This window comes from Mycolicibacterium vulneris (assembly GCF_002104765.1).
Classification (GTDB): Bacteria; Actinomycetota; Actinomycetes; order Mycobacteriales; family Mycobacteriaceae; genus Mycobacterium; species Mycobacterium vulneris.
Genome location: NZ_NCXM01000020.1, coordinates 19,008 through 44,874, shown reverse-complemented (window position 1 = coordinate 44,874; position 25,867 = coordinate 19,008). Strand labels below are relative to the sequence as shown.

26 protein-coding genes are annotated in these 25,867 nt (G+C 66.8%); 6 read left to right on the top strand and 20 right to left on the bottom strand.

The window, feature by feature from the left end:
• Positions 1–49: 49 nt before the first annotated feature.
• The 3 genes from B8W69_RS19020 to B8W69_RS19010 all read right to left on the bottom strand — a co-directional run bounded on the left by B8W69_RS19020 (position 50) and on the right by B8W69_RS19010 (position 2,129).
• The gene (locus B8W69_RS19020; protein ID WP_085291341.1) at positions 50–541 is read right to left on the bottom strand and encodes a DUF2231 domain-containing protein; all 492 of its coding nucleotides are present in this window, start codon (positions 539–541) and stop codon (positions 50–52) included.
• Positions 542–571: 30 nt separating this feature from the next.
• Positions 572–1,204 (bottom strand): hypothetical protein, encoded by a 633-nt coding sequence (locus tag B8W69_RS19015; RefSeq protein WP_085291340.1) that lies wholly within the window; start codon positions 1,202–1,204, stop codon positions 572–574.
• A gap of 115 nt (positions 1,205–1,319) precedes the next feature.
• Entirely contained in the window at positions 1,320–2,129 is an 810-nt protein-coding gene (locus B8W69_RS19010; RefSeq protein ID WP_085291339.1) for a SigB/SigF/SigG family RNA polymerase sigma factor, read from the bottom strand.
• An 850-nt stretch (positions 2,130–2,979) separates the two neighbouring features.
• Here B8W69_RS19010 and B8W69_RS19005 point away from each other — a divergent pair.
• Entirely contained in the window at positions 2,980–3,867 is an 888-nt protein-coding gene (locus tag B8W69_RS19005) for an SDR family NAD(P)-dependent oxidoreductase (protein ID WP_085291338.1), read from the top strand.
• A gap of 32 nt (positions 3,868–3,899) precedes the next feature.
• Here B8W69_RS19005 and B8W69_RS19000 read toward each other — a convergent pair whose 3' ends face one another.
• The 3 genes from B8W69_RS19000 to B8W69_RS18990 form a co-directional block, all read right to left on the bottom strand.
• Positions 3,900–4,535, bottom strand: coding sequence for a cutinase family protein (locus B8W69_RS19000; protein WP_085291337.1), 636 nt, complete (start codon positions 4,533–4,535; stop codon positions 3,900–3,902).
• Between the two features lie 143 nt (positions 4,536–4,678).
• Positions 4,679–5,200, bottom strand: a complete 522-nt coding sequence (locus tag B8W69_RS18995; protein WP_181447438.1) for a hypothetical protein — start codon at positions 5,198–5,200, stop codon at positions 4,679–4,681.
• Between the two features lie 61 nt (positions 5,201–5,261).
• Complete coding sequence (locus tag B8W69_RS18990; protein ID WP_085291335.1) at positions 5,262–5,933, bottom strand: TetR/AcrR family transcriptional regulator; 672 nt, start codon at positions 5,931–5,933, stop codon at positions 5,262–5,264.
• Positions 5,934–6,113: 180 nt separating this feature from the next.
• Here B8W69_RS18990 and B8W69_RS18985 point away from each other — a divergent pair, with 180 nt between their 5' ends.
• Entirely contained in the window at positions 6,114–7,886 is a 1,773-nt protein-coding gene (locus B8W69_RS18985) for an N-acyl-D-amino-acid deacylase family protein (protein WP_085291334.1), read from the top strand.
• Between the two features lie 29 nt (positions 7,887–7,915).
• Here B8W69_RS18985 and B8W69_RS18980 read toward each other — a convergent pair whose 3' ends face one another.
• Positions 7,916–8,521 carry a TetR/AcrR family transcriptional regulator gene (locus tag B8W69_RS18980; RefSeq protein ID WP_085291333.1) on the bottom strand — a complete coding sequence of 202 codons (606 nt, stop codon included), beginning with the start codon at positions 8,519–8,521 and terminating at the stop codon, positions 7,916–7,918.
• 149 nt (positions 8,522–8,670) lie between these two features.
• On the opposite strand from B8W69_RS18980, the gene B8W69_RS18975 reads away from it, so the two are divergent.
• On the top strand, positions 8,671–9,216 hold the full coding sequence (locus tag B8W69_RS18975; protein WP_085291332.1) for a class I SAM-dependent methyltransferase: 546 nt from the start codon (positions 8,671–8,673) through the stop codon (positions 9,214–9,216).
• Here the strand turns inward: B8W69_RS18975 and B8W69_RS18970 are convergent.
• The 4 genes from B8W69_RS18970 to B8W69_RS18950 form a co-directional block, all read right to left on the bottom strand.
• Complete coding sequence (locus B8W69_RS18970; RefSeq protein WP_085291331.1) at positions 9,199–10,596, bottom strand: DEAD/DEAH box helicase; 1,398 nt, start codon at positions 10,594–10,596, stop codon at positions 9,199–9,201. The genes B8W69_RS18975 and B8W69_RS18970 overlap by 18 nt on opposite strands.
• 309 nt (positions 10,597–10,905) lie before the next feature.
• On the bottom strand, positions 10,906–11,277 hold the full coding sequence (locus B8W69_RS18960) for a thiocyanate hydrolase (protein ID WP_085291330.1): 372 nt from the start codon (positions 11,275–11,277) through the stop codon (positions 10,906–10,908).
• Positions 11,278–11,290: 13 nt separating this feature from the next.
• Positions 11,291–11,995: a thiocyanate hydrolase subunit gamma gene (gene scnC / locus B8W69_RS18955; protein ID WP_085291329.1), complete on the bottom strand. Its 705-nt coding sequence runs from the start codon at positions 11,993–11,995 to the stop codon at positions 11,291–11,293.
• A 19-nt stretch (positions 11,996–12,014) separates the two neighbouring features.
• A complete protein-coding gene (locus tag B8W69_RS18950) occupies positions 12,015–12,854 on the bottom strand; it encodes an SH3-like domain-containing protein (RefSeq protein WP_085291328.1) in 840 nt (279 codons plus the stop codon).
• 117 nt (positions 12,855–12,971) lie between these two features.
• On the opposite strand from B8W69_RS18950, the gene B8W69_RS18945 reads away from it, so the two are divergent.
• A complete protein-coding gene (locus tag B8W69_RS18945; protein WP_085291327.1) occupies positions 12,972–13,814 on the top strand; it encodes an enoyl-CoA hydratase-related protein in 843 nt (280 codons plus the stop codon).
• 10 nt (positions 13,815–13,824) lie between these two features.
• Here the strand turns inward: B8W69_RS18945 and B8W69_RS18940 are convergent, their stop codons facing one another.
• The 8 genes from B8W69_RS18940 to B8W69_RS18905 are packed head-to-tail and all read right to left on the bottom strand — an operon-like array spanning position 13,825 to position 22,499.
• Complete coding sequence (locus B8W69_RS18940; RefSeq protein ID WP_085291326.1) at positions 13,825–15,525, bottom strand: FAD-binding protein; 1,701 nt, start codon at positions 15,523–15,525, stop codon at positions 13,825–13,827.
• Positions 15,522–16,916: an aromatic ring-hydroxylating oxygenase subunit alpha gene (locus tag B8W69_RS18935; RefSeq protein WP_085291325.1), complete on the bottom strand. Its 1,395-nt coding sequence runs from the start codon at positions 16,914–16,916 to the stop codon at positions 15,522–15,524. The genes B8W69_RS18940 and B8W69_RS18935 overlap by 4 nt, the downstream gene beginning before the upstream one ends.
• Positions 16,917–16,949: 33 nt before the next feature.
• Positions 16,950–18,482 (bottom strand): acyl-CoA synthetase, encoded by a 1,533-nt coding sequence (locus B8W69_RS18930; RefSeq protein WP_085291324.1) that lies wholly within the window; start codon positions 18,480–18,482, stop codon positions 16,950–16,952.
• A gap of 8 nt (positions 18,483–18,490) precedes the next feature.
• Positions 18,491–19,363: an enoyl-CoA hydratase-related protein gene (locus B8W69_RS18925; RefSeq protein WP_085291323.1), complete on the bottom strand. Its 873-nt coding sequence runs from the start codon at positions 19,361–19,363 to the stop codon at positions 18,491–18,493.
• A 16-nt stretch (positions 19,364–19,379) separates the two neighbouring features.
• Positions 19,380–19,616 carry a lipoyl domain-containing protein gene (locus tag B8W69_RS18920; RefSeq protein ID WP_085291322.1) on the bottom strand — a complete coding sequence of 79 codons (237 nt, stop codon included), beginning with the start codon at positions 19,614–19,616 and terminating at the stop codon, positions 19,380–19,382.
• The gene (locus B8W69_RS18915; RefSeq protein WP_085291321.1) at positions 19,609–20,607 is read right to left on the bottom strand and encodes an alpha-ketoacid dehydrogenase subunit beta; all 999 of its coding nucleotides are present in this window, start codon (positions 20,605–20,607) and stop codon (positions 19,609–19,611) included. The genes B8W69_RS18920 and B8W69_RS18915 overlap by 8 nt, the downstream gene beginning before the upstream one ends.
• 4 nt (positions 20,608–20,611) lie before the next feature.
• On the bottom strand, positions 20,612–21,592 hold the full coding sequence (locus B8W69_RS18910; protein WP_085291401.1) for a thiamine pyrophosphate-dependent dehydrogenase E1 component subunit alpha: 981 nt from the start codon (positions 21,590–21,592) through the stop codon (positions 20,612–20,614).
• Positions 21,593–21,635: 43 nt separating this feature from the next.
• The gene (locus B8W69_RS18905) at positions 21,636–22,499 is read right to left on the bottom strand and encodes a mycofactocin-coupled SDR family oxidoreductase (RefSeq protein ID WP_085291320.1); all 864 of its coding nucleotides are present in this window, start codon (positions 22,497–22,499) and stop codon (positions 21,636–21,638) included.
• 283 nt (positions 22,500–22,782) lie between these two features.
• Here B8W69_RS18905 and B8W69_RS18900 point away from each other — a divergent pair, with 283 nt between their 5' ends.
• Positions 22,783–24,015, top strand: coding sequence for a CaiB/BaiF CoA transferase family protein (locus tag B8W69_RS18900; RefSeq protein WP_085291319.1), 1,233 nt, complete (start codon positions 22,783–22,785; stop codon positions 24,013–24,015).
• 267 nt (positions 24,016–24,282) lie between these two features.
• The gene (locus tag B8W69_RS18895; protein WP_085291318.1) at positions 24,283–24,570 is read left to right on the top strand and encodes an ANTAR domain-containing protein; all 288 of its coding nucleotides are present in this window, start codon (positions 24,283–24,285) and stop codon (positions 24,568–24,570) included.
• Positions 24,571–24,783: 213 nt separating this feature from the next.
• Here B8W69_RS18895 and B8W69_RS18890 read toward each other — a convergent pair whose 3' ends face one another.
• Entirely contained in the window at positions 24,784–25,824 is a 1,041-nt protein-coding gene (locus B8W69_RS18890; RefSeq protein ID WP_220084561.1) for an Lrp/AsnC family transcriptional regulator, read from the bottom strand.
• Positions 25,825–25,867: the final 43 nt, after the last annotated feature.

Below are 25,867 nucleotides of genomic sequence, written 5' to 3'. Positions count from 1 at the left end.
GACGGCGCTCGCCCGCGCGCGCCGACGGGTTTTGCCGCGAGTGGCGTCGTCAGCCCGGGTGGTTCTTCGTCAGGCGCGCGATCTCGGTGCCCCAGACCGACTGCGCACCGGCGTCGCCCACGCGGTAGATCTGGACCATCGACGCGATCCCCACCGCCAGCACCAGAATCGCGACGAGTATCCGGGTGGCGACGCGGCCCTTGTCGGACCGGCGTTCGATCACCCGCACCACGACCAGCACGACAGCCGCGACCAGCAGCGCGGCGGAGAAGTAGGTCATCAGGCCGCCGCGCTCGGCGTGTTCGCGCAGGATCGGGCTCGGATTCGTTCTCAGGCCGTAGAGCCATCCGCCGGCGTTGATGGTGATGGGCGTCAACACCATGGTGACCACGGCCAGCACCAGCGTGAGCCACATCAGCTGCCCGCGCCGCGCCGCCGGCCATAACCCGCAAGCGATTACCAGCAGGGCGGTGAGCGGCACCAGCACCAACACGAAATGCAGCAGCAAAGCGTGCGCCGGCATGCCGTTGATGACGTTCATGGCGTCCCCCCGATGGTGGTGGCGCAGCGGCTAGCTGCCGAGCCCCTTCTTGATGGCCGCATCCTGCTTCTGGCCGACGTCGTTGACGAAGTCCGGCGGGGCCAGCGTGTCGGTCGGGCCGTCGAATTCCAGCGTGGCGAACGCCTTGCCCTCGGTGAAGAGCAGGATGACCGCACCCTTGCTGCGGTCCGGGGCGTTGCCCATCAGCATCGTTCCGCCGCTGCCGATGTTCGACGGTTGCGTGGAGGGATCCTTGATCACGCCGCCCTGTTGTCCCTTCGCGGCGTTCAACGCGTTCGTGGCGGAGTCGGGGTCGTCGTAGACCTGGATAGTCACCTTGATCGCGTGGCTACCGTCGTCGTCCTTGAAGGTGGTCGCCACGCCCGGCTGGCCGTTGGGGTTGCCGGTCGGGGGCGTGGCCGTGAAGGGGACCGGGGCGTTGATGTCACTGGGCTGGATGAGCAGCTTGTCGTACTCGTTGGGTTGGGCCGGCGCCGATGACGCCGGTGCCGAGCCGGGGCTGCTCGGAGCCGAGGTTGCCGAGGTGGCCGATCCGGACTTCGACGGCGACGGCTGCGGCTTGTTGCCCCCACAGCCGGCCACCGATATCGCAAGTGCCGTCGTCGCTGCGACACCCGCGATCACCGTTCGTGACATCCTCATCGCATCCAGCTCCCTTCCAGGTCTTCCTGGCGACAAAGTCGGATCGTCCTTCGATCGCACAGTACAGGGCTGCGCGGCAGGGTATGCCGCGCAGCGTCCTGGGGGAACTGGCCTGCTACTCGAGTTGATCGCGCAGGCTGCTCAGCGTGTTTGCCAGGATGCGGGATACCTGCATCTGTGACACGCCGATCCGCTCCGCGATCTGGCTTTGCGTCATGGATTCGAAGAACCGCATGCCCAGCACCTCGCGTTCACGCTGCGGGAGGGTGGCAACCAGCACCCGCAGCGCTTCCCGATTGGTGATGTGCTCGATCTGTGGATCGATGTCGCCGACCGAGTCGGCCACCGAGCGGGGCGTTCCCGAACCGTCGGCGCCCAGCGGTGCATCCAGGGAGTCGAGCCGATAGGCGTCGCCCGCGACGAGACATTCGATGATCTCCTCGCGCGGTACCTCGAGCACCTGAGACAGCTCGCCCGCCGTGGGCGCGCGCCCCAGTCGCTGGGACAGATCCGCGGTGGTCCTGCTGATCTGCACGTGCAACTCGCGCAACCGCCGCGGGACGCGCATTCCCCAGCTGTAGTCGCGGAAGTAGCGCCGGACCTCGCCCATCATGGTGGGCACGGCGAACCCGATGAAGCTGGGCCCCTTGGCGGGGTCGAATCGGTTGACGGCGTTCATCAACCCCAGCCGCGCGACCTGAATCAGGTCTTCGAGACCTTCGCCCCGACGGGCGAAGTGGCTGGCCACGTGGTCCGCCAGCGGCAGGCATCGAGAAACGATGCGTTCGCGCTGGTGGGCGTACTCGTGCGATTCGGCGGGCAACTGGTGCAGCGCCAGAAACATCTCGACTACATCGTCGTACGAATCGTCGGTCTTGGTGGTAGGTGGCGGAGCGGGTCGGGTTGCTGAAATTACATTGGTCATCGGCTGGCGCACCCCGCGTTCACTCGAAAAATCGTGTAAACGGTTGCGCGAAAACAAGTTTGCATGCTGACTCTCCCCTCGAGTCGTGTGCAATGGGAGGTTGCAGCTCTGTGCACATCTCGCCCCCCTGCATCTCAATCCGCCGGACGGGTCGTTAACCACGCACGAAGGAGCGGGGAGTTGACTGGGGCTTGTTCGCCGGAGCCATACCAAGCTCAGTAGCCGTGCGGCTGCTGGACCGCTTTTAGCTAAACGGCGACACGTCCATTACGGACTTCGTTGGAAACTATACGCCCCTTCGCCTCACCCGGCGCGGGTCGCCGCAGCGGATCGGGGGCTTTTCCGCGCGGGGCCGGCGCGATCGGGTGGGGCGCCAGCAAGCCCCCGGTCGCGGCGCGACGGCATCGCGCCGGTTGCGTGATCGCCTCCGACGTGCGGCGTCGTGCTCCTCCGTCGAGCGGTGACGCCGGTCCTGTCGTCGTCGGCAAACCCGACCGGCGATCGAATCAGGGTTGCGCGCCGTCGCGGTGACCTGGTTCACCCCGCTGTGCGAGCGGCCTGCCGGGCCGGTTGCCGGCGGGGAGAACGCCGGTGCACCGGCGGCCGACCCAGGCGGCGATTGTGCAGCGGGGCGGGCGCCGCCGCGCGCCCAATCATCCGGTTGGTAGAGATTGCTGACGGGTCCGTGATCCGCAATAGCCGGCGTTGGTTCTCATTTCCTGGTCCGGCTGGGTACTGTTCGCCTAATGTTCGCGACATCGACCGGCCGCGCCGGCTACACCCGACCGCGAGAGCGATTCGCGCGCAACGCTTTACGTGGTCCTCGCCGGCGCACCCACCGGAGCGGGCGATGAGCGGCACCGAGGCTGCGCTCGATGGGCGCGCTGTGGTGGTGTCGGGTGGCAGTCGCGGCATCGGACGAGCGGTCGCAGAGCTGCTGGGCAGCCTGGGCGCCTGTGTAGTCGTCAACGGACGTGACGAACACGCCGTGGAAGAAACGGTCGCAACGATCACCGCGTCGGGCGGGCGGGCCACCGCGGTGGTCGGAGCCGCTGACGACGAGCGCGTCGCGCGATCGCTCGTCGACAAATGCCTCAGCGCGTTCGGGCGACTGGACACCCTGATCAATTGCGCCGGCATCGCAGAACCCCCCGGCTCGTCGATCCTGACCATCACCCCGGACGAGTTCGACCGGCTGATCAGTGGCCACCTCGGCACGGCCTTCCACACCTGCCGGGCGGCCGCCCCGGTGCTGGCCGAGCAGGGGCACGGAGCCATCGTCAACACCAGTTCGGTTGCGTATCTGGGTGACTACGGCGGGACGGGATATCCGGCCGGCAAGGGCGCCGTCAACGGCCTGACGATGGCCATCGCCGCCGAACTGAAGCCCTACGGCGTGCGGGCCAATGTGGTGTGCCCCGGCGCCAGGACACGCCTGTCGACCGGAGTCGAATACGAACAACACATCGAAGATCTGCACCGCCGTGGGCTGCTCGACGAGATGACCATGCGGGCATCGCTCGACAGCGCTCCGCCCGAGTTCGTCGCACCGGTCTACGCCTATCTCGCCGGCGATTTATCGCGCGACGTGACGGGCCGAATCCTGGTTGCGGCAGGCGGTTTCGTCGGCAGCTTCGACCGCCAGACCCCGCGGCTGCTGGGCTACCGCGACCACCATCAGGCCGCGCCGTGGTCCGTGCGCGACGTGCACGACATGATCGGTGGCGCGGCCGAGTGAGGGCAGGCCCTGGCGCTGAAAGAGCGCGAGGCTTACGAGAGCCGGTTGGCGGCGAAATCGGCCGCCTGGTCGACCATCCCGGCTTCGACGTATTGACGGTGCGCGGCGGGGTTGCCCGCGCCGGAACAGACCGGGTCGCCGGGGACACACAACTCGAGCGTTTTTGCCGAATACAGCGGCCCGATGTTGACCGGCGGCTGGTTGATGATGCTCATGAACTGACTCGACGGCTTGCCGAACAGCGCCACCGCCGCCACGTGGTTGGCCACTTCGGCCGGCATCGGTTGTAGCGCCTGCACCAGGTGCACGCCGTCCGGGACAGCACTTTCGGTGACGAAGCCCATCACCGCGGCGCCCTGCGAGTAGCCACCCAGCACCATCTTGGTGCGGGGGCAATTCGCCGCCATCTGTTCGACGTGACTGCCGGCGTCGTTGATGCCGTCGGCGGCCGTGGGGAAGTCGGTGGTGGCCGGATAGTTGACCGGATACACGCCGACCGACTTGCCGCCGACGTGTGAGCGCAAGGTGTCGACGAAGTTCTGGCCGATGCGGCCGACACCGGGCGGCTCGGTGGTGCCCCGGGCGAACACCACCTCGACGTCGGGGCATGGATCCGCGGACGCCGCCGTGACCGGGCCGACGAGCAGAGCCCAAATCGGCGACAGCACAGCACAAGTCAACACAGCGAGGGGATGCGCCTGCACAGCGCGATCCTGCCACAGGACGCCCGGAAGCGCGCGCTGAGCGGTCGGCCACCGCCGCGGATGTGACGAAGACCTCCAAGTCGACGACTCGCGCCGACGGGCGCCCGCTAGCCCTGGGCGTGACCCTTTCGCTTCGCGCGGAAAGCGGACCGGGCGCCGTGCAGCGCGCCGCGGAACGCGTAGGCGGCGGCCACCACGCACAGCAAGATCAACACGACGAACATCGGCAGCCAGTTGTCCCTGCTGTGACTGACGTCCCACCAGACGATCGTGAAGAGCACGGCACAGAGCAGCAGAACCCCGTCTCGCCAGTTGCCGTGGTAGGACAGTGCGGCCCGGCGTAGCACGCGACTGCGGTCCGCCGCATCGATCAGGTCGTCGACGCGACCCTCGATGCTGCGCCGCAATTCCGCGCGCCTGTCGACATCTTCGGGCGGCAGTCGGTCGAGCAGGTCCATGTCCTGCTTGATCGCTTCCCGGTAATCAGGACCCCGGAACTGCCCGGCCGCAACCGCGAGCAGCGCGCCACCGAAGATGGGCGCGCTGTTCAGCGCGACCTGTGCCAAACCCACCACGTCGAGGCCTCCTTCGATCGGTGGACAACGTCGGCCCGTTGAGGATTCGCGCATCGCGACGCCAGGACATAATGGCGAATATGTATGGTCAAGATCGCCGCTCCCGCCCGGCCGGTCAGGAGGCTTTCGACGAGCGCCGTCGCGTTCGCGGCGGCTCCGCGGCGCCCAGTGCATCCATGGCCCGGACCATCTGCGGGTAGGCGATCGCCGGTCCTACCCAGCGGGTGAGGTAGCGCCGGAGATCGGCACCGCTGCGCGGCGGCCGTCCCGGGTCGGTCAGGAAGGAATGCAGAACCCGCAGCGAGAATTCGTTCAGCTCGTCCAGGCCGGCCTCATCGAAACCGTACTGCTCCCAGTCGATGTCGTAGCGATGGAGCATCGAACGACCGAAGGCCAGGGCGGTATCGGAGATGATCGAAACCTTCTGGGCGCCGCGGTGGCGCTGGCTGAGCACGAACTCGACCTGGTTGTCCGCGGCCAGCTCCTCGACGGCAAAAGCCATTCCTTCGGTGATGGCCACCACCGGATCGGTGACGCCCTCCAGGTGGGCCGCCATGCGATCGAGGAAGCCGTCGGCCGACCGCATCGCGGACGCCACCAATAAGGCCTGCGTCCCGGGGAAGTATCGGTAGACGGTCTGCCGGGTCACCCCCAGTGCCCGCGCCACATCCGCGATCCGCATCGCCGAGCCACGTTCGTCGATGATCTTGTCGGCGGCGTCGAGGATGCGCTCGATCGCCTCCGCATCGGACGCCGGCGTGTTTCCCGCCCAACCGTGACTGCGCATGATTAACGGGCGGCAAACCCGTGGCCGGTGAACCCCACAGCTGGATCATAACGTCTGTCGCGACGCCATCGTTGCTGGCTAACCGCCGAGTCGTGCGCCGATAGCGCGGCAGGACAATATGCGCATTATGTATGATCACTGCGGATCCGGAGGGCTCCGGCGCGACAGAGAGGCCGACCGATGCAGTACGACACCGTGATCACCAACGGCCGCTGGTTCGATGGGACGGGCGGGCCGTCGGCTCTGCGGGACATCGGCGTGCGTGATGGCCGCGTCGTCACCATCGCCAAGGGGCCACTCCATACGACCGGGGCCCGGGTCATCGATGCGACGGGTCAGTGGGTGATTCCCGGCATCATCGACATCCACACCCACTACGACATCGAAACACTTTGTGAACCAGCGCTTTCCGAATCACTGCGGCATGGCGTGACGACGGTGATGCTGGGCTCCTGCTCGCTGTCCACCGTGTACCTGGACAACGTCGACGCGGGCGACATCTTCGGCCGCGTCGAGGCCATCCCGCGGCGCTACGTCATCGAACAGCTCAACGAAGCCCGGTCGTGGAACAACCCCAAGGAATATGTGACCGCGCTCGAGCAGCTGAACCTCGGCCCCAACATCGCGGCGTTCATCGGGCACTCCGACATGCGCGCCGCCACGATGGGCCTGGACCGGGCGACCCGCAAGGACACTCGCCCGTCGGCGGCCGAACTCGCGCGGATGGAGTCGATGCTCGAAGAGGCTCTCGACGAAGGTTTCATCGGGCTGTCCTCGCAGCAACTGCTGTTCGACAAACTCGACGGCGAGGTCTGCCGGTCGCGCACGCTGCCGTCGACCTATGCAAAGCCGCGTGAACTCCGGCGCTTGAACGCGATCCTGCGGCGGCGCAACAAAATCCTGCAGTCGGGCCCCGACATCAAGAACCCGCTGTCGATCGTCTCGCAGCTGGCGACGTCGCTCGGGGTCGGGCGCCGGCGATTGAAGACCAGCCTGCTGTCGGCCGCAGATGTGAAATCCCTGCCGCCGGTCATCCATCTGATGGATTGGCTCGCGCGGATGGTCAACGCGCTGGGCGCGGATTTCCGCTGGCAGCACCTGCCGGTGCCGTTCGAGGTCTACGCCGACGGGATCTCGCTGGTGATCTTCGAAGAGTTCGGCTCCGGTGCCGCGGCGCTGCACCTGCAGGACGAGATCACCCGCAACGAGCTGATGCGCGACGAGGACTACCGGCGTCAGTTCCGCAAGGACTACGACCAGAAGTACGGGCCCCGGGTGTGGCACCGCGACTTCTTCGATGCCGACATCGTGGCGTGCCCGGACGAATCGGTGGTCGGTAAGTCCTTCGGGCAGGTGGGTCTGGACCGCGGCGGCCTGCATCCGGTCGACGCGTTCCTCGACCTGGTGCTCGAGCACGGCGAAAAGCTGCGCTGGCGCACCACGATCTCCAACCACCGGCCCGAATTGCTCAAGAAGCTTGCGCAGAGTCCCAACGTTCAGATGGGGTTCTCGGACGCGGGCGCGCACCTGCGCAACATGGCGTTCTACAACTCGGGTCTGCGGCTGCTGCGCCACGTGCGCGACGCCGAGAAGCAGGGCAGGCCGTTCATGTCGATGGAGCACGCCGTGCACCGGCTCACCGGTGAACTCGGTGCGTGGTACGACATCGACGCCGGCACGCTGCGTGAAGGCGACCGCGCCGACATCGTCGTCATCAATCCGGACAAGCTCGACGAGTCACTCGAGCGGTACGCCGAGCATCCGGTCGAGTCCTACGGCGGGCTGTCGCGGATGGTGAACCGCAACGACGAGACGGTCACGGCGGTCCTGGTGTCCGGGAAACTCGCCTTCGGCGCGGGCGAGGCCTCGCCAGAGCTGGGCGAGCAGCGCTTCGGTGAATTCCTCCGGGCCGGCACCGGCAGCTCGGCACGAAAGCTGGCCTACACGGGCTAGCCGCGCCGACTCGCTTGGCACGCAGCGATTCATGCGACCGATGCTCCCAGGATGAGGTTGACGGCCTCGTCGAGCTGTCCGGAGATCTCGGTGAAGCTGACGAACCGGGCGGTCATCAGCGCACCGGAAAAGGTCATCTGCAGCGTGGATTTGACGGATCGGGGCCAACCCGGACCGAGCGCGGCCCCGATCCGTTTGGACACTTCTTCGCCGATCTGTTCCCGAAGCGGCGCGACCGCCGGATCGTCGGCCATCAGGGCCGCCCCGCAGGCGGCGGTGAGCTCCGGCTCATCGGCGACCACCACCGCCATGTCCCGCAGGGTCGCGCTGACCCGGGTCTTCGTCGTGTCGTTGACGTCGGTATGTAGCGGCAGGTCGCGCAGGAAGCGCAGGTACACCGCCGCGACCAGCGCGCTTTTCGAGGGAAAGTAGGTGTAGGCGCTGGCCGGCGACACCCCGGCGCGGGTCGCCACCGCGCGCATCGTCAGGTTCGCGTACGAGGATTCCCGCAGCTCCGCCAGCCCGGCATCGAGGACCTTGCGAATGGTCTGCCCGGGCCGGCGATCTGAGCGGCGGGCCGCACCGGCACCCGCCGCCTTCCCGACGACGACCGGGAACGACGCATCTCTAGACACTCGTCCAGTGTAGAAACGGGACCTGCCGCCAACAACAGCATCCATCGCGGTCGGCCGGCCTGCTCGTGCGGACACGGGTGCCCTTTTACGGACAACTGTCTAAAACGGGACTGACTGTCACCGGCGCACGCCGTTCTAGAGTGGCGCCTATGGGCGAAGCGGACCGGCATCGCTGGGACGAACGGTACGCGGCGAAGGGTCCGCCATCGCTGAGTTCGGTTGCGCCGCCCGCCGTCTTCGCGGGACATGCGGATCTGTTTCCCACCGCCGGCAGGGCCCTCGACCTCGCCTGCGGCCAGGGGACCGGCTCGGTCTGGCTGGCCTCACGCGGTCTGCAGGTGGTGGGGCTGGACGTCTCCCCGGTGGCGATCAGCCACGCGCGGGAGCTGGCCCAGCGCGCCGCGGTGGGCGGCCGCTGTCGCTTCGACGTCGTCGATTTCGACGGCGGTCTGCCGGCGGGAACCCCGGTCGACGTCATCCTGTGCTGCAAGTTCCGCGATCCCCGCCTCGACCGGGCGATCATCGAACGACTCGCACCGGGCGGTCTGCTGGCCATTGCCGCGCTGAGCGAGGTCGGGGCGCGCCCCGGCCCCTTCCGCGCCGCGGCCGGCGAGTTGCCCGCCGCCTTCGCAGGCCTGGACCTGCTCGGCGCCGACGAAGGCGACGGTCAGGCGTGGCTACTGGCCCGGCGCTGAACCGTGCTGACCGGCACTCCCTTGCGCACGGCTCGAGCGGCGACGATCCGGCCTCCGCTTGGTCGCACCCGTGCGATGGGACATCGCCGATTCGGTGGGGGTGGGATTGGTCCTCGGCGACCTGGTGGTACGGCGGCGCCGCTGCCCGCCGGAGTTGGTCCGATGCTGCTGAGGTGTGTGCGAGGGCGCCCCGGCGGGTGCGGGCGCCTGGTACGGCGCGACCTCACCCACGAGCGCTTGCACCGCGTCCGACGCCGCGGTCACCTGTTGAGGGGCGACCTTGATGCCGGCCTTGCGCATCAGCATCTGCGTGTCACGGCGCTGCTCGGGTAGCACCACGGTGACGACGTCACCGGCGCTACCCGCCCGCGCCGTTCGCCCGGACCGGTGCAGATAGGACTTGTGCTCACTGGGTGGGTCGATGTGCACGACGAGCTCCACCTCGTCGACGTGCACTCCCCGCGCCGCGATGTCGGTCGCCACCAGCACCCGGGCGCCGCCCGAGGCGAACATAGCCAGGTTGCGCTCGCGTGCGGGCTGAGACAGGTTGCCGTGCAGGTCAACTGACGGAACACCGGCCTCGGTGAGCTGCCTGGCCAGCTTGCGCGCCTGGTGCTTGGTGCGCATGAACAGGATCCGCCGACCGGTGCCGGAGGCGAGCCGGTGCACAACCTCTTTCTTGGCGTCGGCATTGGCGACATGGAAGACGTGGTGGGTCATCTCGGATACCGGCGAGTTGGCCTCGTCGACCGAATGCAACACCTCGTTCCGGAGGAATCGCGAGACGAGCTTGTCGACGCCGTTGTCCAGGGTCGCCGAGAACAGCAGCCGCTGGCCGCCATTCGGGGTCGCCGCCAGGATCCGGGTGACGCCGGGCAGGAACCCGAGGTCGGCCATGTGATCGGCCTCATCGATGACGGTGATCTCGACGGCCTCGAGGCTGATCAACCGCTGCTTCATCAAATCCTCGAGCCGGCCCGGGCAGGCGACCACGATATCGACTCCGGACTTGAGGGCGGCGACCTGGCGGCTTTGCGATACGCCGCCGAAGATCGTGGTGATCCGCAGGCCGCAGGCCGTCGCCAACGGCTCGAGCGTCGCTGTGATCTGCGTCGCTAACTCTCGGGTCGGCGCGAGCACCAACCCCGACGGCCGCGAGCGGCGCCGGTTTCCCTCCGACAGCCGGCTGACGAGCGGGATCGAGAAGGCCAGCGTCTTACCGCTGCCGGTCTTTCCGCGACCGAGTACGTCGCGTCCGGCGAGCGTATCGGGCAGGGTCTCGACCTGAATCGGAAACGGGTGGGTAATGCCGCGCTTGGCGAGCGCATCGACCAGCTGGCCGCGCACGCCGAGGTCGGCGAAAGTCTTGTCGGTAGTCACTTTTCGGTGCCTTTCAGGCATCGGTGGTGCCGTGCTGCAGGCGACAACGCCGCGCGGCATCGGCACGAGGTGGCGAGATTGCCGGATGGCAAAATCGATCGCCGCGAGACAAGCTCGTGCGGGATGCACGGATCATCTAGGTGACAAGCGCGAGCTTTGGGCTGGCACCAATGGGATGAGGAAGCGTTCCACGACGGTGTTGGCATGCAGTGTCATGAAGCCAACGTTGCTGCCAGCCTAGCGTATCGGACGGCAATCCTCTAACCAGCCTCGAAAACCGGGATCGCCACCGGACTTGCTCGACTTCGCTCAAGCTTGCAGCCGGGAACGCACCGCGGCCAGCCTGTCTTCGAGTTCCGACTCGTCGATGACACCGCGCACCACGAGCGAGTGGGCCAACGCCACCAACCGGTTCTCCGGATAGGGCAGGTCCGAGTAGACCGTCGCCGACAGGGCATCCTCTTCGCCGCGCCGGTCGGCGAAACCGAGCAGCTGCGCGCCGCGGTCGCTGTGGTCGAGCGCATCACAGATCCCGTCCAGGCTCGTCTTCCAGGGCGGTGCCGGGTTGTCGACGCCGTACTTGGCCGCCATGCGGCTCCAGACCTGTTTGCGCTCAACGATTTTCGCCAGCGGCGCGACGACTTCGCCTTCGGCGGCATGCGGAGAGTGCGCGGTGCTCATCTCTTCGCTCGCATCAATCGTCGACGGGGTGGATGGCCGGACGCGTCTGAGTGATGACGTTGGTCGTCACCCCCGGCTTGGGCAGCGCAACGCCGATCAGGCAATCGCGCGTGATGATTTCGACGAGTTGGTCCTCCGTCCACCCCTGCGTTCCGTCAGGGCGGACGGGCATCACCATGAACCGGTGCTTCTGGTTGGAATCTTCCACCCGGATCTCGACGTCTTCCGGAAGGATCAGGCCGAATTCCGCGAGTACCTGACGCGGCCAGCGCACGATGCGACGGCGATAGTTGGGTGTGCGGTACCACTCCGGCGAATTGCCCAGGATCGGGCGCGGGTAGCACGAGCACAGCGTGCAGACGATCACGTGATGCAGCGTCGGGGTGTCCTCCAGCACGTGCAGGGCGGTGAAGTCGCTCGGCGTTCCGAATCCGGTCGGTTCCAGCCAGTCGACGCCGACCTCCTTGCTGGCGGCGAGCGCATCCGAGCGCACCAACTCCTTGAAGTCGGGGTCGAGCCAGGCTCTCGCCACCAGGCGCGCCGCCGGAGTGGGGCCGATCTGTTCGGCGAATTCGGTGAAGCGGCGATGATCCTCGGCAGTGAAAATCCCCTTCTCGATGCACAATTCGCGCAGCGCGATCTCGAGGACCTCGAAGTCGGTGATCTCGTCCACCATGGGCGCGGCCGTGCGCTCGTGGTCGTGCTCGTGGGCGGTCATGCTGCGGTCCTTTCCGACGCTATTCGGCCGACTCGAGCCACCGCTCGGGGAGCTCGGTCTGCAGCGTGTCGTTGCCTGGTCCGGTGTAGCCATGCCACAACTCGGAGAGGTTGAACCGAACGATGTAGAACCATTCGGGTTGTTGGTCTGGCCCGTCCCAGGTTTCGTCCTCGGCGGCGGGGCTTTCGTAGGACACGACCACGATCTCGCCCGTCGCGCCGCGCACGTACTCCTGGGTGCGGGTGTAGAGCAGCACGGGCAGCTCCCGCACCACCACCTTGTCGCCGACGTTGAACTTCGGCGTGCCGGCCCGGCCCGCGAACACCTGAGGATCGCCTTTGCCGACGGCATGGAGGTGGTGTCGGTTGCGGGTGACGGCGGCGGGGTCGCCCTCGGACTTGGGCTTGGCCTCCAACGGTTTTCCGCGCAGGCCTTCCGCATAGCGGGCCTTGACCTCGGCCATGCGTTCGGCCAATTCACTGACGCCGACGTGGTGCTTTTCGGCGAGGACGCGTGCGACCGCCAGCAGCCACCGCGCGTAGTAGGGGAGGCCGAGATAAATGGTGCGGCCCACGTCGACGTTGCCCATCCGACGTCGTTCCTCGGACAACCAGATCCCACGCCAGCCGAGCACCTCGCACATGACGTAGGTGTTGTGCTCCCAGATCTCGTACTGCTTGTTCTCGTATTCGATGGGCGCGTCCGGCTCGCCGCCCACGTCGTGGGGAGTCTTGACGTAGGCGGTGAAGTGTTCGTGGTCAATGAGATCCGGCGTGGGAGCGTCGGGAAGTTCGGGGTAGGAGGACTGCAGCCGGGCTATCAGGGCGAGCTGTGCCGCTCGGTCCGACGGAGTCGTCATCCCAGCTCCATTCGTCACGGCCTAGTCCAGCGCCCCTATACACTTCACTCCTCCCGCGAACATTGCGCAACCACAAAGCGAATTCGGATCATTGCGGTCTCCGGTAATGTCACCAGGATGGAGCGGCGCGTCCTGGAAGCGGTCATTTACGAACGCGAACCGCCGATTGCGCGGATCATTCTGAACCGGGTGGACAAGGCCAACACGAAAGACGCGGTCCTGGTCGGCGAGGTCGACAGCTGCCTGCATGAGGCCGACCGCGACAAGGACATCAAGGTCGTCATTCTCAAGGCGAACGGCAAGGGATTCTGCGGCGGCCACGTGGCGCGCTGGGGCCCGGATGAAAACCCTTATCCGGATTTCGGGGACACCTTCGAGGATCTGTACAAAGGCACCGCCGATCTCTTTTTGTGGCCGACGCTGTATCTGTGGGAATTCCCCAAGCCGACCATCTCGCAGATCCACGGTTATTGCATGGGCGGCGGGATCTATCTCGGCTTGCTGACCGACTTCTGTGTCGCTTCCGAGGACGCGTATTTCCAGATGCCACTTGCCCAAAGCCTCGGCGAGCCCGGCGGTCACACGATGATCGAGCCGTGGCTGTTGATGAATTGGCATCGCACCATGGACTGGCTGCTGCTGGCGCCGACCCTGTCCGCGCAGCAGGCCCTGGAGTGGGGCCTGCTCAACAGGGTGGTGCCGCGCGATCAGCTCGAGGACACCGTGGAGGAGATGGCACGCAAGATCGCCCAAATCCCGTTGACCACACTGATGGCGGTCAAAAACAACGTCAAGCGCGCGTGGGAATTGATGGGCATGCGGGTGCATCTGCAGGTCAGTCACATCCTGACGAATATGGTCGGCGCCGCGACCGACGTGCAGGCGCGGCGTGCCGAGCTGATGCAGTCGGGCATGAAGCCGCGCGAATTCGTCGACAAACCCGACTCGCCGCCAACGTGACGGTGGCCGCCTAGCGGCTCATCTCGCCCGCGAGCTTGCGTCCCGCCGCGTGGCGGGCGGCGACGTACCCGAACACCATCGAGCTGGCGATGCTCGCGCCGGCCCCCGGATACGTCCGCCCCATCACGGTCGCAGTGGTGTTGCCGGTCGCGTACAAGCCCTCGATCACCCGATCGTCTTCGTCGAGAACCTGGGCATGCTCGTTGGTGATCACGCCGCCGCAGGTCCCGACGTCGGCGGGGAGCACCCGAGTCGCGTAGTACGGGGCGGTGTCCAGCGGACCGATGGCGGCGTTCGGCCGGTATCCGGGGTCGCCGAGGCAGTCGTTGTAGGCGGACTGGCCCCGGCCGAAGTCGGGATCCAGCCCCCTGGCCGCGAATTGGTTGAACCGCTGGACCGTGGCCGCCAATTCGTCGGCGGGAAGGTCGATCTCGCGGGCCAGGTCGGAAACCGTCGCGGCGCGTTTGACCGCGCCGGACTCGATCAGCTCGGGGGGCAGCGGCTGGTTCCGATTGAGGGGATTCGTGCTGGTGACGTATCGGCGCACGTATCCCTCGTCGAAGATCATCCAGCACGGCACGGCCTTGTTCGCGTACATCGCCTTGCCGACCTCAACGTAGGAGTTGGACTCGTTGCAGAACCGCCTCCCGGTCGAGTCGACATAGATGGCGCCGGGGCGCTGGCGTCCAGACCCCAGCGACGCGGCGACGGCACCGCCGTTGGCGATGAAAACCGAAGGCAGCCACCATGCCTCGTCCAACAGGTCGGTCTTGGCGCCCAGCCGCATGGCCGCCTCGAGCACCTCGCCGGTGTCCCCGGCGTTGGCGATCGACCACTTCCCCTCGTTGGGCTGGTCACCGCTGTACCGGCGGCGCATCTCCTTGTTGTGGCCGAAACCGCCGGCGGCCAACAGGACTCCCTTCCGGGCCTCCACGTTCAGCGGCCTCCCGTCGCGCACGACACGCACGCCGACCACCCGGCCGTCGTCGACGACCAGGTCGGCCATCGCGGCTTCGGTCCAGAGCGGGGGATTCCCGTCGCTGAGATCGATCAGCGCCTTGAGCATCTGAGCGATCAGCGACGCGCCGTTGGTAAGAAGCCGGCGGCGGCGGGCCCGCGCCAGCGCGGTGCGCAGGAACACCCGCGTTGCGACGGCGAAGGCGCGCGGCGCGCGGTTGAAATACTGGACGAACCGTAATTCGTTGGTCAGCACCACATATCCGTAGTTCTTGGCCAGCGGCGGCTGCACCTTGTCGCGCCACGTGCCGAGCCTCGCGGCATCGAACGGGATGCCCTCGACGGCGCGGCCGGACGCGTTGCCGCCCTTGTGGTTCGGGTAGTAGTCGCTCCAGCCCGCGCACCGGATCAGTCGGACACCCTTGCGGGTGAGGAAGTTGACCATCTCGAAGCCGGCGGTGAGGAACATCTCGCGTCGCTCGGGGGAGGAGGGCGCGCCGATGTCGCCGACCACGTCGGCCAGGTAGGCGAGCCCGTCCTCGTGTGAGTCCGCGATGCCGTCGGCCCGCATCAACGGATTGTTCGGCAGCCAGACGATGCCGCCCGACAGCCCCGTCGAGCCGCCCACCAGCGGCTGCTTTTCGATGATCAGCGGTTCCAGGCCGCAGTCCAGCGCGGCCAGGGCGGCGACCATGCCACCCCCGCCGCTGCCCGCGATGACCAGGTCCGCGGAGTGGTCCCACCGGCTGGTCACGGCGCCTCCGAGCCGAAGCCGAGGTCGGCGATCGGCACATCGATGGTGGTGTTGGTCTTCTGGATGGCGGGCAGCAGGGTGGCGTACGGCAGGCCCGCCAGGAAACCGTCGATGACCCGTTCGAAATTCGAGATCAGGCCCTCGATCTGGTCGGACAGGCGCATGAATTCAAAACCCTTGGAGTGCAATCCCTTCTGCTGCCTGGGCAGGTTCGAGAAATCCTGGGCGGGGATGGGCGGCCAACGCGGATCGTCGGGCGCCATGGGTTGGGGGGGCTTGGGTTTGCCGGCCGACGCATCCGCCGGGAACCGGGTGAGAGACCAGATCTCGAACAGCGTCTCCTCGGGTCCCAGCGGACGGATGCGATATGAGGATGCGCTGCTATAGGTCGGCAGGATGAAGTGGTGCGGGAAGGCGAATCCGATCGCGTCGGTGATCCCGCGGCGGACCAGATCGTTGAGATCGGGTATGCCGCTGCCACGGGCGCGATGCCAGTTGACGACGGCATCGTTGAGCGCGCCGCGCCACGCCGCGATCGCCGCGGCGGGGTCGGTCGGCAACTCGATGTTCTGCAGGCCCTCGGCGATGCGGATGTCGTTTTCGTGCGTCATGCCGCCCATGCCGTCGCCGAGCGTGCGCATGAAATACAGGCTGCTCGCGACGACGGGATGCACTGCCGCGGAAGGCTCGCCGGTCTGCGCGGACGGCAGCAGCTGCGGGTGGGTCTGCGGGACGTGGTAGCCCTCCATGAACGCCGCGGTCGCCAGTTTCCAGTTCACCGGCAGCAGGCACGATTGCCACCATTCCACGCGCAGCGAGTCCACCTGCCACGCGTCGTAGATCGTCGCGAACGGCTCCATCCAGTCACGCAACGCCGGTGCCTCGTCGTCGAGGTTGATCCACGCACAACCGCCCCACAGCTCGCAGCGCACGGACACCAGCTGCAGGTCGTCGTCGGCCATGTTCTCTTCGGCGAACGCCTCGGGCCGCAGGACGAACGTGTTGCGGCCGTCGATGCCCCAGCACCAGCCGTGAAACGGGCATACGAAGGTGCGACGATTCCCGTTGCCCTCCACCAGTTTCACGCCGCGATGGCGGCAGGCGTTGTGGTAGGCGCGCACGGTGTCGCCGTCCACCCGGACGACGATGATCGACTCGTCGAGGATTTCGTATTCGACGAAATCGCCGGGCTTGGGGATCTCCTCGAGCCGGCACGCCATCTGCCACACCCGCGGCCAGAACATCTCCGCTTCCAGCGCATAGAACTCCGGGTCGTAGTAGCGCTGCTTGGGGATTCGATCGGCGGTCTGGACCGCCCACGGCACCGGTAGCCGCGTCCAATTCGCCCCCGGCCGGCGCGCGGTGTGAGCGCCGGAGATCTCGTTGCCCATTCCTACAGCCATTTCGTCATCCCTTGTGTCACGTCACAAGATCCGCGATACCCGTCCCTGCCAGTAACGGTCGCGGATGCGTCTCTTGTACAGCTTTCCGTTCGGGTCGCGGGGCAGCTCCCGGTCGAACTCGACGGTGCGCGGGCACTTGTACCCGGCCAGGTGAGCCCGGCAGTATTCGACGAGCTCGGCCTCGAGCTCGGGTCCGGGCACCACGCCGTCGGCGGGCTGCACGACGGCCTTGACCTCTTCGCCGAATTCGTCGTTGGGAACCCCGAATACCGCCGCGTCCACCAGCTTCGGGTGCATGACGAGCAGATTCTCCGCCTCTTGCGGGTAGATGTTGACCCCGCCGGAAACGATCATGAACGTGGACCGGTCGGTGAGATACAGGAACCCGTCCCGGTCGACATAGCCCACGTCGCCCAGCGATCGCCATCCGCGGTCGTTGTATACCGATGCGGTCTTGGCGGGATCCTTGAAGTATTCGAAGTCGGGCCCGCCTTCGAAATAGAGCTCGCCGGATTCACCGACGGGCAGTTCCCGCCCGTCCTCGCCGACCACGTGCACCGGGGCCATCGGGATCCCCACCGATCCGGGATGCGCGAGCCAATCCTGCGGCCCGATCGTGGTCCCCGCGAATCCCTCGGTGCCACCGTAGTATTCGTGGATGATGGGCCCGAACCACCCCATCATCTGGTGTTTGACATCGACCGGACACGGCGCCGCGGCGTGAATGACGCACCGCAGGCTCGACACGTCATAGCGTTCCCGGATCGCCGCGGGCAGCTTGAGCATGCGCACGAACATGGTCGGCACGAACTGCGCGTGGGTCACCCGGTGCGTCTCGATCAGACGCAACACCGTTTCGGCGTCGAACCTGCGCATGAGAATCGACGCGGCGCCCACCCGGTTGGCCGCCATGGTGTAGTTCACCCCCGCCGCGTGATACAGCGGAGCGGGGGACAGGTACACACTCGACGGGCCCATCCCGTACTTGTGGATGAGCGCCATCTCGAGCACCGACTGCGCCCAGGATCCGTTGCCGTCGACGGGAAGCGGCCGTCGCACCGCCTTGGGCCGTCCGGTGGTGCCGGACGAATAGAGCATCTCCGACCCGTCCGATGCCGGCGGGGCGTCGCCCGCCGCCGCCAACGCGTCCTCGTAGCATCGCCAGCCCGGCAGGGGTCCGCCGACCGCGATGTGGGCGATCACCGCGGCGTTGGCCTCGCGGATGTGCGCGGCCAGTTCGGGCATCGAGGCATCGACGAAGACCACCCTGGCGTCCGAATCGTCGATGACGTAGCCAACCTCGTCGGGCAAAAAATGGGTGTTGACCGCGGTGTAGTAGAGGCCGGAAAGCTGAGCGCCCCAGGTGATCTCGAGGAACTCCGGCCGGTTCGGCAGAACCAGGGCCACGCCGTCGCCGCGGCGCAGCCCCACCTCGTGCAGCGCCGCGGCCACCCGTTGGCTGCGGGCATGCAGTTCGCCGAACGAGATCGCGCCGCCGTCGGTTATCAGTGCCGGTGACTGAGCGGCTGCGATCGCGTGATCGGTGACGTTCACCGGCGGGCCTATGTTGCTGCGGCGCCGTCGGTCTGGGCGGCGGCCGCGGCCTGGCGGCGGGCGTGCTCGGACGGCAGCACCTTGTCCTTGAACACGGTCTGAATCAGCTGCTGCACGTCCTTGCTGATCGAGGCGAGCGCGACGAGGTCGTTGGAGCTCTGCCAGTGCACCCGCATGCCCATCAGCTCCCAGGCCCGCTTCAGGTTGGCCTTGGTGAGCATCAGTGTCGTCAACGGTGCCTGGGCGATGTGGCGGGCGATCGCGTCGACACGGTCGTCGAGTTGGTCTCGCGGTACGACCTCGTTGACGAGGCCGACCTCCAACGCCTTCTTGGCATCGATCACCTCCGCGGTGAACAGGTAGTAGGCGGCGCGGCGCCAGTTCATGAACACCCAAGGTTCGATGGAACATTCACCGGACGGCATGCCGAACCCCTGCAGCGGCGGGTAGGAGAAGTAGGCGTCTTCCGACGCGATGACGATGTCGGTGGTCAGGCCCATGTGCGTGCCACCGCCCACGCAGTAGCCGTGCACCTGCGCGATGGTGGGCTTGGAGAACTCCCACAGGTTCAGGGTGGGTTTGACGAAGAGGTCCGACTGCGCCTTCCACGGGTGGCCCGTCACCATGGCGTTCTCCACGAACGACGGGTAGTCGACGGCGTTGTTGCCGATCGCGTGCCCGGAGCAGAAGCCCTTGCCGTTGGCCTTGAGTACCAGCACCTTGATGTCGTAGTCGCGGTCGGCGTCCAGCAGCGCGGCGTCGACCTCTTCGGCGAGCTTCTGGTCCTGGGCGTTGGCCTTCTCCGGCCAGTTCAGGGTGATGCGGGCGATCGGGCCTTCTTTGGCGTAGATGATTCTCTCGCGGGTCTCGTTGAGATCCATAGGCTTATCCTTCCTTCTAGGACGTGATGACGCCGATTTCGGCGCCGATGTCGTAGGTGGTCCCGACCCGGCCCGTCCAGCGCACGGTGCCGGATGCTCCCGCTTCGATCTCCTGTTCCGCTTTCTCGGTGGCAATCACGTAGATGGGTGTGCCCGCCTCGACGTGCTCACCGGCGCCGACGAGCAGCCCGGTGAGTTCGGCCTCGGATACCGCCACGGAGACCCGGGGGATGCGGATGATGAAGTCAGCCATGCACCTTCGCCTTTTCCAGGGTGCGCTGGGCCGCTGCCACGATGCGTGCCGGCGACGGATACACCTGTGCCTCGAGCGCCGCCGCGGCCGGGTTGGGCACGAACCGCGCGGCGACCCGCTCGAGCGGCGCGGCGAGTTCGCCGAACAATTCGGTTGACAGCGTCGCGGCGATTTCGGCTCCCGGACCGCCGAATTGGACCGAGTCGTGCACGATGACGGCCCGGCGGGTGCGGCGGACCGATTCGACGATGGTCTCGACATCGAGAGGCACCAGGGTGCGCAGGTCGACGACCTCGGCGCTGACACCCTGTTCGGCCAGCGTGACCGCGGCGGTGAGCGCGTCGTGCACGCAGCGTCCGTAGCCGACCAGGCTCACCTCGGTGCCGGGTCGCTTGATCTCGGCCTGGCCCAATGGAATCGAGAAACCGGGTTCGACGGGGACGGGACCCTTCTTGCCCTGCAACCGGATGGTTTCGATGAACAGGCAGGGGTCGGGGTCGAAGATCGCCGACGTCAGCAGTCCTTTGCCGTCGCGCGGGGTGGACGGGACGATCACCTTCATCCCGGGGATGTGCATGAACCACGCCTCCAGGCTCTGCGAATGCGTCGCGCCGGTGGCCAGGCCGGCGTATACCTGGGTGCGAACGGTGATCGGCGCCGACGTGCGTCCGGCCGTCATGAACCGCAGTTTGGCGGCGTTGTTGATCAGCTGATCGGCGGCGATTCCGATGAAATCCATGATCATGATCTCGGCCACGGGCAGCAGGCCGTCGATGGCGGCCCCGATGGCCGCCCCCAGGATCGCGGCCTCCGAAATCGGCGTGTCCAGGACGCGTTCGTGGCCGTACTTCGTCGACAGCCCCGCGGTCGGTCCGGAGGCGCCGGGATCGGCGATGTCCTCGCCGAGCAGAAACACCCGATCGTCGGCTGCGAGCGCCTGATCAAGCGCGAGGTTAAGCGCCTCGCGCATCGTCATCTCTTTGTCGTCCATGCCTTTACACCGGGAATTTGATCGGGATTGCGTACACGTCGTGGTCGAGTTCGTCCGCCGTCGGTTCATCCGCGTTCATCACGGTCTGCAGCGCGGATTCCACCGTCGCCAACGCCTGATCGTCGATCCGGGCGAGCTCGTCTTCGCCGCACACGCCGGTGTCGACGAGGTGCCGGCGGAAGCGCGGCACCGGGTCGGCGGCCATCGCCGCTTCTAGTTGTTCCTTGGGGATGTAGGGCATCCGGTCGCCGAAGTAGTGGCCGCGGAATCGGAATGTCACGCATTCGATGAAGGTGGGGCCGGCGCCGTCGCGGGCCCGCCGCAGCGCCTCCTCGAGTGCATCTTTCACCGCCAGCGGGTCGTTGCCGTCGACGCGCACACCCGGCATCCCGTATCCGGCGGCCCGATCGGCCACCCGCTCGAGCTTCATCGTGTCGCCGGTCGGCGTCATCTCGGCGTACAGGTTGTTCTGGCAGAGGAACACCATCGGCAGATCCCAGAGCGCGGCCATATTGGCCGCCTCGTGGAAGGAACCGGTGTTGGTGGCACCGTCACCGAAGCTCACCACGGTGACCCGATCGAGCCCCTTGCGCTTGGCAGCCATCGCCAGCCCCACGGCCACCGGCGGCCCAGCCCCGACGATGCCGGTCGAAAGCATCACGCCGACCTCGGGTTTGGCGATGTGCATGGTGCCGCCCTTGCCCCGGCTGGCGCCGACGGTGCGGCCCATCATTTCGCCGTAGATCTCCTCGAGCGGCACCCCCTTGCCGATGAGGTCGTGGAGCCCGCGGTAGGTGGTCACCAGCTGATCGCCGGGCCGCAGCGCGACGCCCATCGCGGCGGCGATCGCCTCCTGGCCGCGCGACGGCCAATACACGCACATGAACTCCCCGGTGCCGATGCCCTTGGACAGCCGGTCGTCGGCGGCCTTCATCAGGACCATGAGCGCGTAGAGGCGCCGTTGGACGGAGCGGTTGTCAGTCATCGCGTAGTCCCGTTGCGGTGCAGTCTGTTTGGTGCCCACGCGGTCATGCGCCCGACCATGGCTTGACCTTGAGGAAGCCGCCGCCGTCCACGCGAAGTTGCTGGCCGGTGATATAGCGGGCGGAGTCGGAGGCGAGGAAAAGCACGGCCTCACTGATGTCCTCGGGCTCGACGTAGGGGATCGGCATCGCCTGGACGAACGGGAAGATGGGTTCTGCGTCCTCGCGGGTCGGTTCCTTCAGGTCGGGCCGGAAGGCGCGGTACATCGGCGGGCTGTGCAGCATGTCGGTGTTGACGTTCGTGGGATGAACCGCGTTCATCCGGATGGAGAACGGGGCAAGCGCCAGCGCGAAGTCGTTGACATAGTGCGCGGCAGCCAATTTCGCAAAGGCGTAGCCGGCCCCGCCGGGGCCGCCGTCGATGCCGGTGGTGTTCATCGACGACATGAAGGCCGCGTTGGAACCGATGACGACGATCGATGCGCCGGCCTGCAGGTGTTTGAGGCTGGCGTGGACGAGGTTGAGCACGCCTACCAGATCCACGTCCACCGCGTCGGCGAAAGCCTTCGGTGGCAGGCCCGCCGTCAGAGGGCAGATGCCGGCGTTCGCCACCACGACGTCGAGGTGCCCGAATTCGGCGACGCCCTCGTCGATGGCCGCGGACAGGGCGACGCGGTCGCGGACGTCGGCGATCGCGGTGTGGGCGCGCTGGCCCTCCTTCTCCACCAGCCGAGCCGTTTCGTCCAGGTCCTCGGGGCGGGCCAGGGGATACTCATTGGTGTCGATGTCCGCGCAGAGGTCGACGGCAATGATGTCGGCACCCTCGGCGGCCAGCATCCGCGCGTGGGAACGGCCCTGACCGCGCGCGGCGCCGCTGATCACGGCAACCTTGCCCGTCACTCTGCCCATCGCCCGTCCTTCGTCCGTGTGTCTACATCACGACCCGCATTGGGGCCCAACGCCATTCGTCGTCACGACTGGTTTCGCGGCGGGACTGAATCGACTTCTCGCCCGTCCGCGCCTCATCGCGGCACGCGGTCACCGCGGCGGGCGTCGGAATGCGACCTTCGGTCGGCTCCATCGCATCACTTCCACGAAAAACTGCGCTGACCTGCAGATGGGCTATCACTACGCCCAAGACTAGCTAGAATATCTAAAATAGCAAGGAATGGTCGCGACGAGGGGATTGGCGATGTCTGACGTGCACGGCGGAGTCCTTCGAGGTGTGCGGGTGGTCGAGTTGGCGTCGTGGACCTACGTGCCCTCCGCCGGTGCCGCCCTGTCGGACTGGGGCGCCGACGTCATCAAGGTGGAAGGCGTCGCCACCGGCGATCCCGGCCGCGCGCTGGTGGTCGGCGGGTTCACCCGGCAGGCGGCCCGCCCGGACGCCGACTTCATCCTCGAGCTGGGCAACCGCGGCAAGCGCAGCATCGCCATCGACATCAAGTCGGAAACGGGTCGCGAGCTGTTCGGCCGGCTGCTTGCCAGCGCCGATGTGTTCTTGACCAATTGGCTGCCCGGCGCACTCGAACGGGCCCGGCTGACCGTCGACGACATCCGCGCGTTCAACCCGAAGATCATCATCGCGCGCGGCACCGGGCTAGGGGTTCGCGGTCCCGACCGCGATCGCGGCGGATTCGATGCGGCGACCTATCTGGCGCGCGGCGGGGTCGCCTACACGCTCACCCCATTCGGCAGCGAGACGCCCGCGGTCCAGGGGCCCGGCTTCGGTGACCTGCAGGGTGGGGCGACGCTGGCCGGCGGCGTGTGCGCCGCGCTGTTTCACCGGGAACGCACCGGCGAACCCACGATTGTCGACTCTTCGCTGCTGGCGCAGGCGATGTGGTCGATAGCGCCGTCGATATGTGCGGCCGACTTCTTCGATATCGATGGGATCCCGGGCGCACCGCCGGGCCTGGCCATCAATCCGCTCGTCAACCGGTACAAGACGAAAGACGACAGGTGGATCCAGCTGGTGTTCTTACAGCCCGACAAATTCTGGGTGGGCTTCTGCGCGCGGATGGGCCTGCCGGAACTCGCTGACGACGAGCGATTCGTCCCGTCCAGCAACCTGATCGCCAATGCGGCAGCGGCCACCGAGCTGCTGGCGAACACCTTCGCGAGTCACGACCTCGCGCACTGGCAGGCGGTGCTCGAGGACGAGCCGGGCGTATGGGGTGCGCTCGCGACGCCACGGGAGACCCTCAACGACCCGCAAGTCGAACCCAACGGATATGTGATCACCAATGTCGACGATCACGGTGAGAAATACCGAATCGTCGCCGCGCCAGTCCAATTTGACGAGACGCCACCGTCTCCCGCGCGTGCGCCGGAACACGGGCAACACACCGAAGAGATCCTGCTGGAACTGGACGTCGACTGGGACGACATCGCCAAGGCGAAGGACGCCAAGGCGATTCTGTAGCGAGCCTGGTGGACCCGGTCAGCAATTGATCACGCCGTTTCACGGCCTGTTTCGCTACCACGTGTCGCGAATTTTGTTGATGAGCCGCCGATTCCGAAACGGTCACAGCCGCATATCAATGTCAATGATGGACTGGCACATCGCGACGGATCCGCAAATCATTACACAGGGCGCCTTTTGGGGATTGCGGCCGCGATGAAGCGCACGGATTCCTGCCGCTACGCGAGTAGTGGATTTCGTTGAGGCGCAGCAGGAGGTATCAACAGCATGACGACGAACTGGGTTCCAGCCCAAACTTCGTGCGGCCCGAACTCCGGTCGTATTCTCGACACCGCACGGGGCATCCTCATCGGTCTTCGCCGGTGTCCTTCCGACGCCGCTTTGGACGAATTGCACAGCGCGGCAATCCGGCACAAAGTACCGGTATTCGCCATGGCGTGGGCGCTCGTCCACCTGGCCGGCGACGGCGAGAAGACTCCCAGCTTCGTCGACGCGCAGTCCGCGGCCCGCCACGAGTGGGGGTCGCTGTTCAAATCCGCCGCTCTGACCTGTTGAGCGCGCGCCAAGACGTTGGGGCGGCCGAGCTTTCGAGGGGTAACCCGGCCGTCTCCAACTGCAACGACATCGACGGCAACATCGACCCGAAGGTGCGGCCTGAGGGTGGCGCTTTCGCGCTCCGGTTGCACTGGCCGACGCGGGGACGGGGTATCCGGCGCTGGCGAAGAGGGCATGCCGTGACGCTACCGGCGTCCGAAATTGACTACGGGATCAAGCTGTTTCGGTAGCGCGGCCCGGCGGGGCCGGCTTGGCCGGCGCCCACAAGTCGACCGGCACGATCTCGTGCGCGTGACCGTCGGGTCCCAGGAGCCGCCCCCAAGATTTGACGGAGCGTAGTACCACGCGAGTGTCGATGACGGTTACGCCGGGGTATGAGGCGATCAGTTGCGATATCACATCGTCGAGCGACGACAGGGCGTGAAGCTGCATGGTGACGAAAAGGTTTTCCACGCCGTCGCCGACGGCCGCGACGCAGAAGCGGGTCTCCGGGTATTGCACCAGTGACCGTCCCACAGCGGCCACTGGCGACCCGCTTACCTGAAGTTTGAGCGCGACACCGGTCAACCAGCCGGCTTCCACGCGGGCGAAATCCGTGCGGAATGCGATCAACCCGGAGCGGGTCAACAATCCCAGGCGCCGTCGCACCGCAGGTTCCGACTGGCCGACGGCGGCAGCCAGATCGCGGCAGCTGAGACGCCCGTCATGCTGGAGTGTCAGAAACAACTGGCGGTCGAACTCGTCGAACTCATGGTGATGCGCATGCGCGGCCGGATCGGGTGTCAGCTCGCGGACTTGGCTCGCGCTGAGACCGCCCAGTCGCCAGCGGGTGCCGCTGAACAGCCGAGTAATGAGCGCGGACCGCACGCGCAGAAGCCCCGGGACCGCGGGAAGGACATCGACGATCAACCCGGCTAGCCGGGGTTGGTCGGCGGCCGCTACCAATGCATAGAGGTTGCCGGCGCCGGTCGTTATGTTGACGCTGAAAACCTGCGGCATGGCCGCGAATTCGTCGGCCACCGAGGGCGCGGCCCCGGGTTTGCACTCGGCTTCGAACAGCGCGGCCCGCGTTGGCAGCCGCGGACCGATCGCGGATGATACCCATGCTCGGCCGGTGGATACCAGGCGACGCCACCGCCGTGCCGCGGTGACGGGCGAGACGTCGAGAACCCGGCCGAGTTCCTCGAAGCTGATCTGCGGATTGACATGGAGCGCATCGAGCAAGGCGATATCCAGCTCGTCCACGCCATCCACACCGCTTATTGTCACTCCGTCGACTCACTGAGGTGCCCCCTCT

Coding starts and splice junctions, on each gene's coding strand:
- B8W69_RS18990 (WP_085291335.1), bottom strand. CDS start 5,933: ATGCGCAGTCACGGTTGGGCGGGAAACACGCCGGCGTCCGATGCGGAG.
- B8W69_RS18945 (WP_085291327.1), top strand. CDS start 12,972: ATGGAGCGGCGCGTCCTGGAAGCGGTCATTTACGAACGCGAACCGCCG.
- B8W69_RS19005 (WP_085291338.1), top strand. CDS start 2,980: ATGAGCGGCACCGAGGCTGCGCTCGATGGGCGCGCTGTGGTGGTGTCG.
- B8W69_RS18915 (WP_085291321.1), bottom strand. CDS start 20,607: ATGGACGACAAAGAGATGACGATGCGCGAGGCGCTTAACCTCGCGCTT.
- B8W69_RS19020 (WP_085291341.1), bottom strand. CDS start 541: ATGAACGTCATCAACGGCATGCCGGCGCACGCTTTGCTGCTGCATTTC.
- B8W69_RS18905 (WP_085291320.1), bottom strand. CDS start 22,499: ATGGGCAGAGTGACGGGCAAGGTTGCCGTGATCAGCGGCGCCGCGCGC.
- B8W69_RS18925 (WP_085291323.1), bottom strand. CDS start 19,363: ATGGATCTCAACGAGACCCGCGAGAGAATCATCTACGCCAAAGAAGGC.
- B8W69_RS18975 (WP_085291332.1), top strand. CDS start 8,671: ATGGGCGAAGCGGACCGGCATCGCTGGGACGAACGGTACGCGGCGAAG.
- B8W69_RS18910 (WP_085291401.1), bottom strand. CDS start 21,592: ATGACTGACAACCGCTCCGTCCAACGGCGCCTCTACGCGCTCATGGTC.
- B8W69_RS18995 (WP_181447438.1), bottom strand. CDS start 5,200: ATGCGCGAATCCTCAACGGGCCGACGTTGTCCACCGATCGAAGGAGGC.
- B8W69_RS18960 (WP_085291330.1), bottom strand. CDS start 11,277: ATGAGCACCGCGCACTCTCCGCATGCCGCCGAAGGCGAAGTCGTCGCG.
- scnC (WP_085291329.1), bottom strand. CDS start 11,995: ATGACCGCCCACGAGCACGACCACGAGCGCACGGCCGCGCCCATGGTG.
- B8W69_RS18920 (WP_085291322.1), bottom strand. CDS start 19,616: ATGGCTGACTTCATCATCCGCATCCCCCGGGTCTCCGTGGCGGTATCC.
- B8W69_RS18950 (WP_085291328.1), bottom strand. CDS start 12,854: ATGACGACTCCGTCGGACCGAGCGGCACAGCTCGCCCTGATAGCCCGG.
- B8W69_RS18900 (WP_085291319.1), top strand. CDS start 22,783: ATGTCTGACGTGCACGGCGGAGTCCTTCGAGGTGTGCGGGTGGTCGAG.
- B8W69_RS18895 (WP_085291318.1), top strand. CDS start 24,283: ATGACGACGAACTGGGTTCCAGCCCAAACTTCGTGCGGCCCGAACTCC.
- B8W69_RS18985 (WP_085291334.1), top strand. CDS start 6,114: ATGCAGTACGACACCGTGATCACCAACGGCCGCTGGTTCGATGGGACG.
- B8W69_RS19015 (WP_085291340.1), bottom strand. CDS start 1,204: ATGAGGATGTCACGAACGGTGATCGCGGGTGTCGCAGCGACGACGGCA.
- B8W69_RS19010 (WP_085291339.1), bottom strand. CDS start 2,129: ATGACCAATGTAATTTCAGCAACCCGACCCGCTCCGCCACCTACCACC.
- B8W69_RS18935 (WP_085291325.1), bottom strand. CDS start 16,916: ATGGGCAACGAGATCTCCGGCGCTCACACCGCGCGCCGGCCGGGGGCG.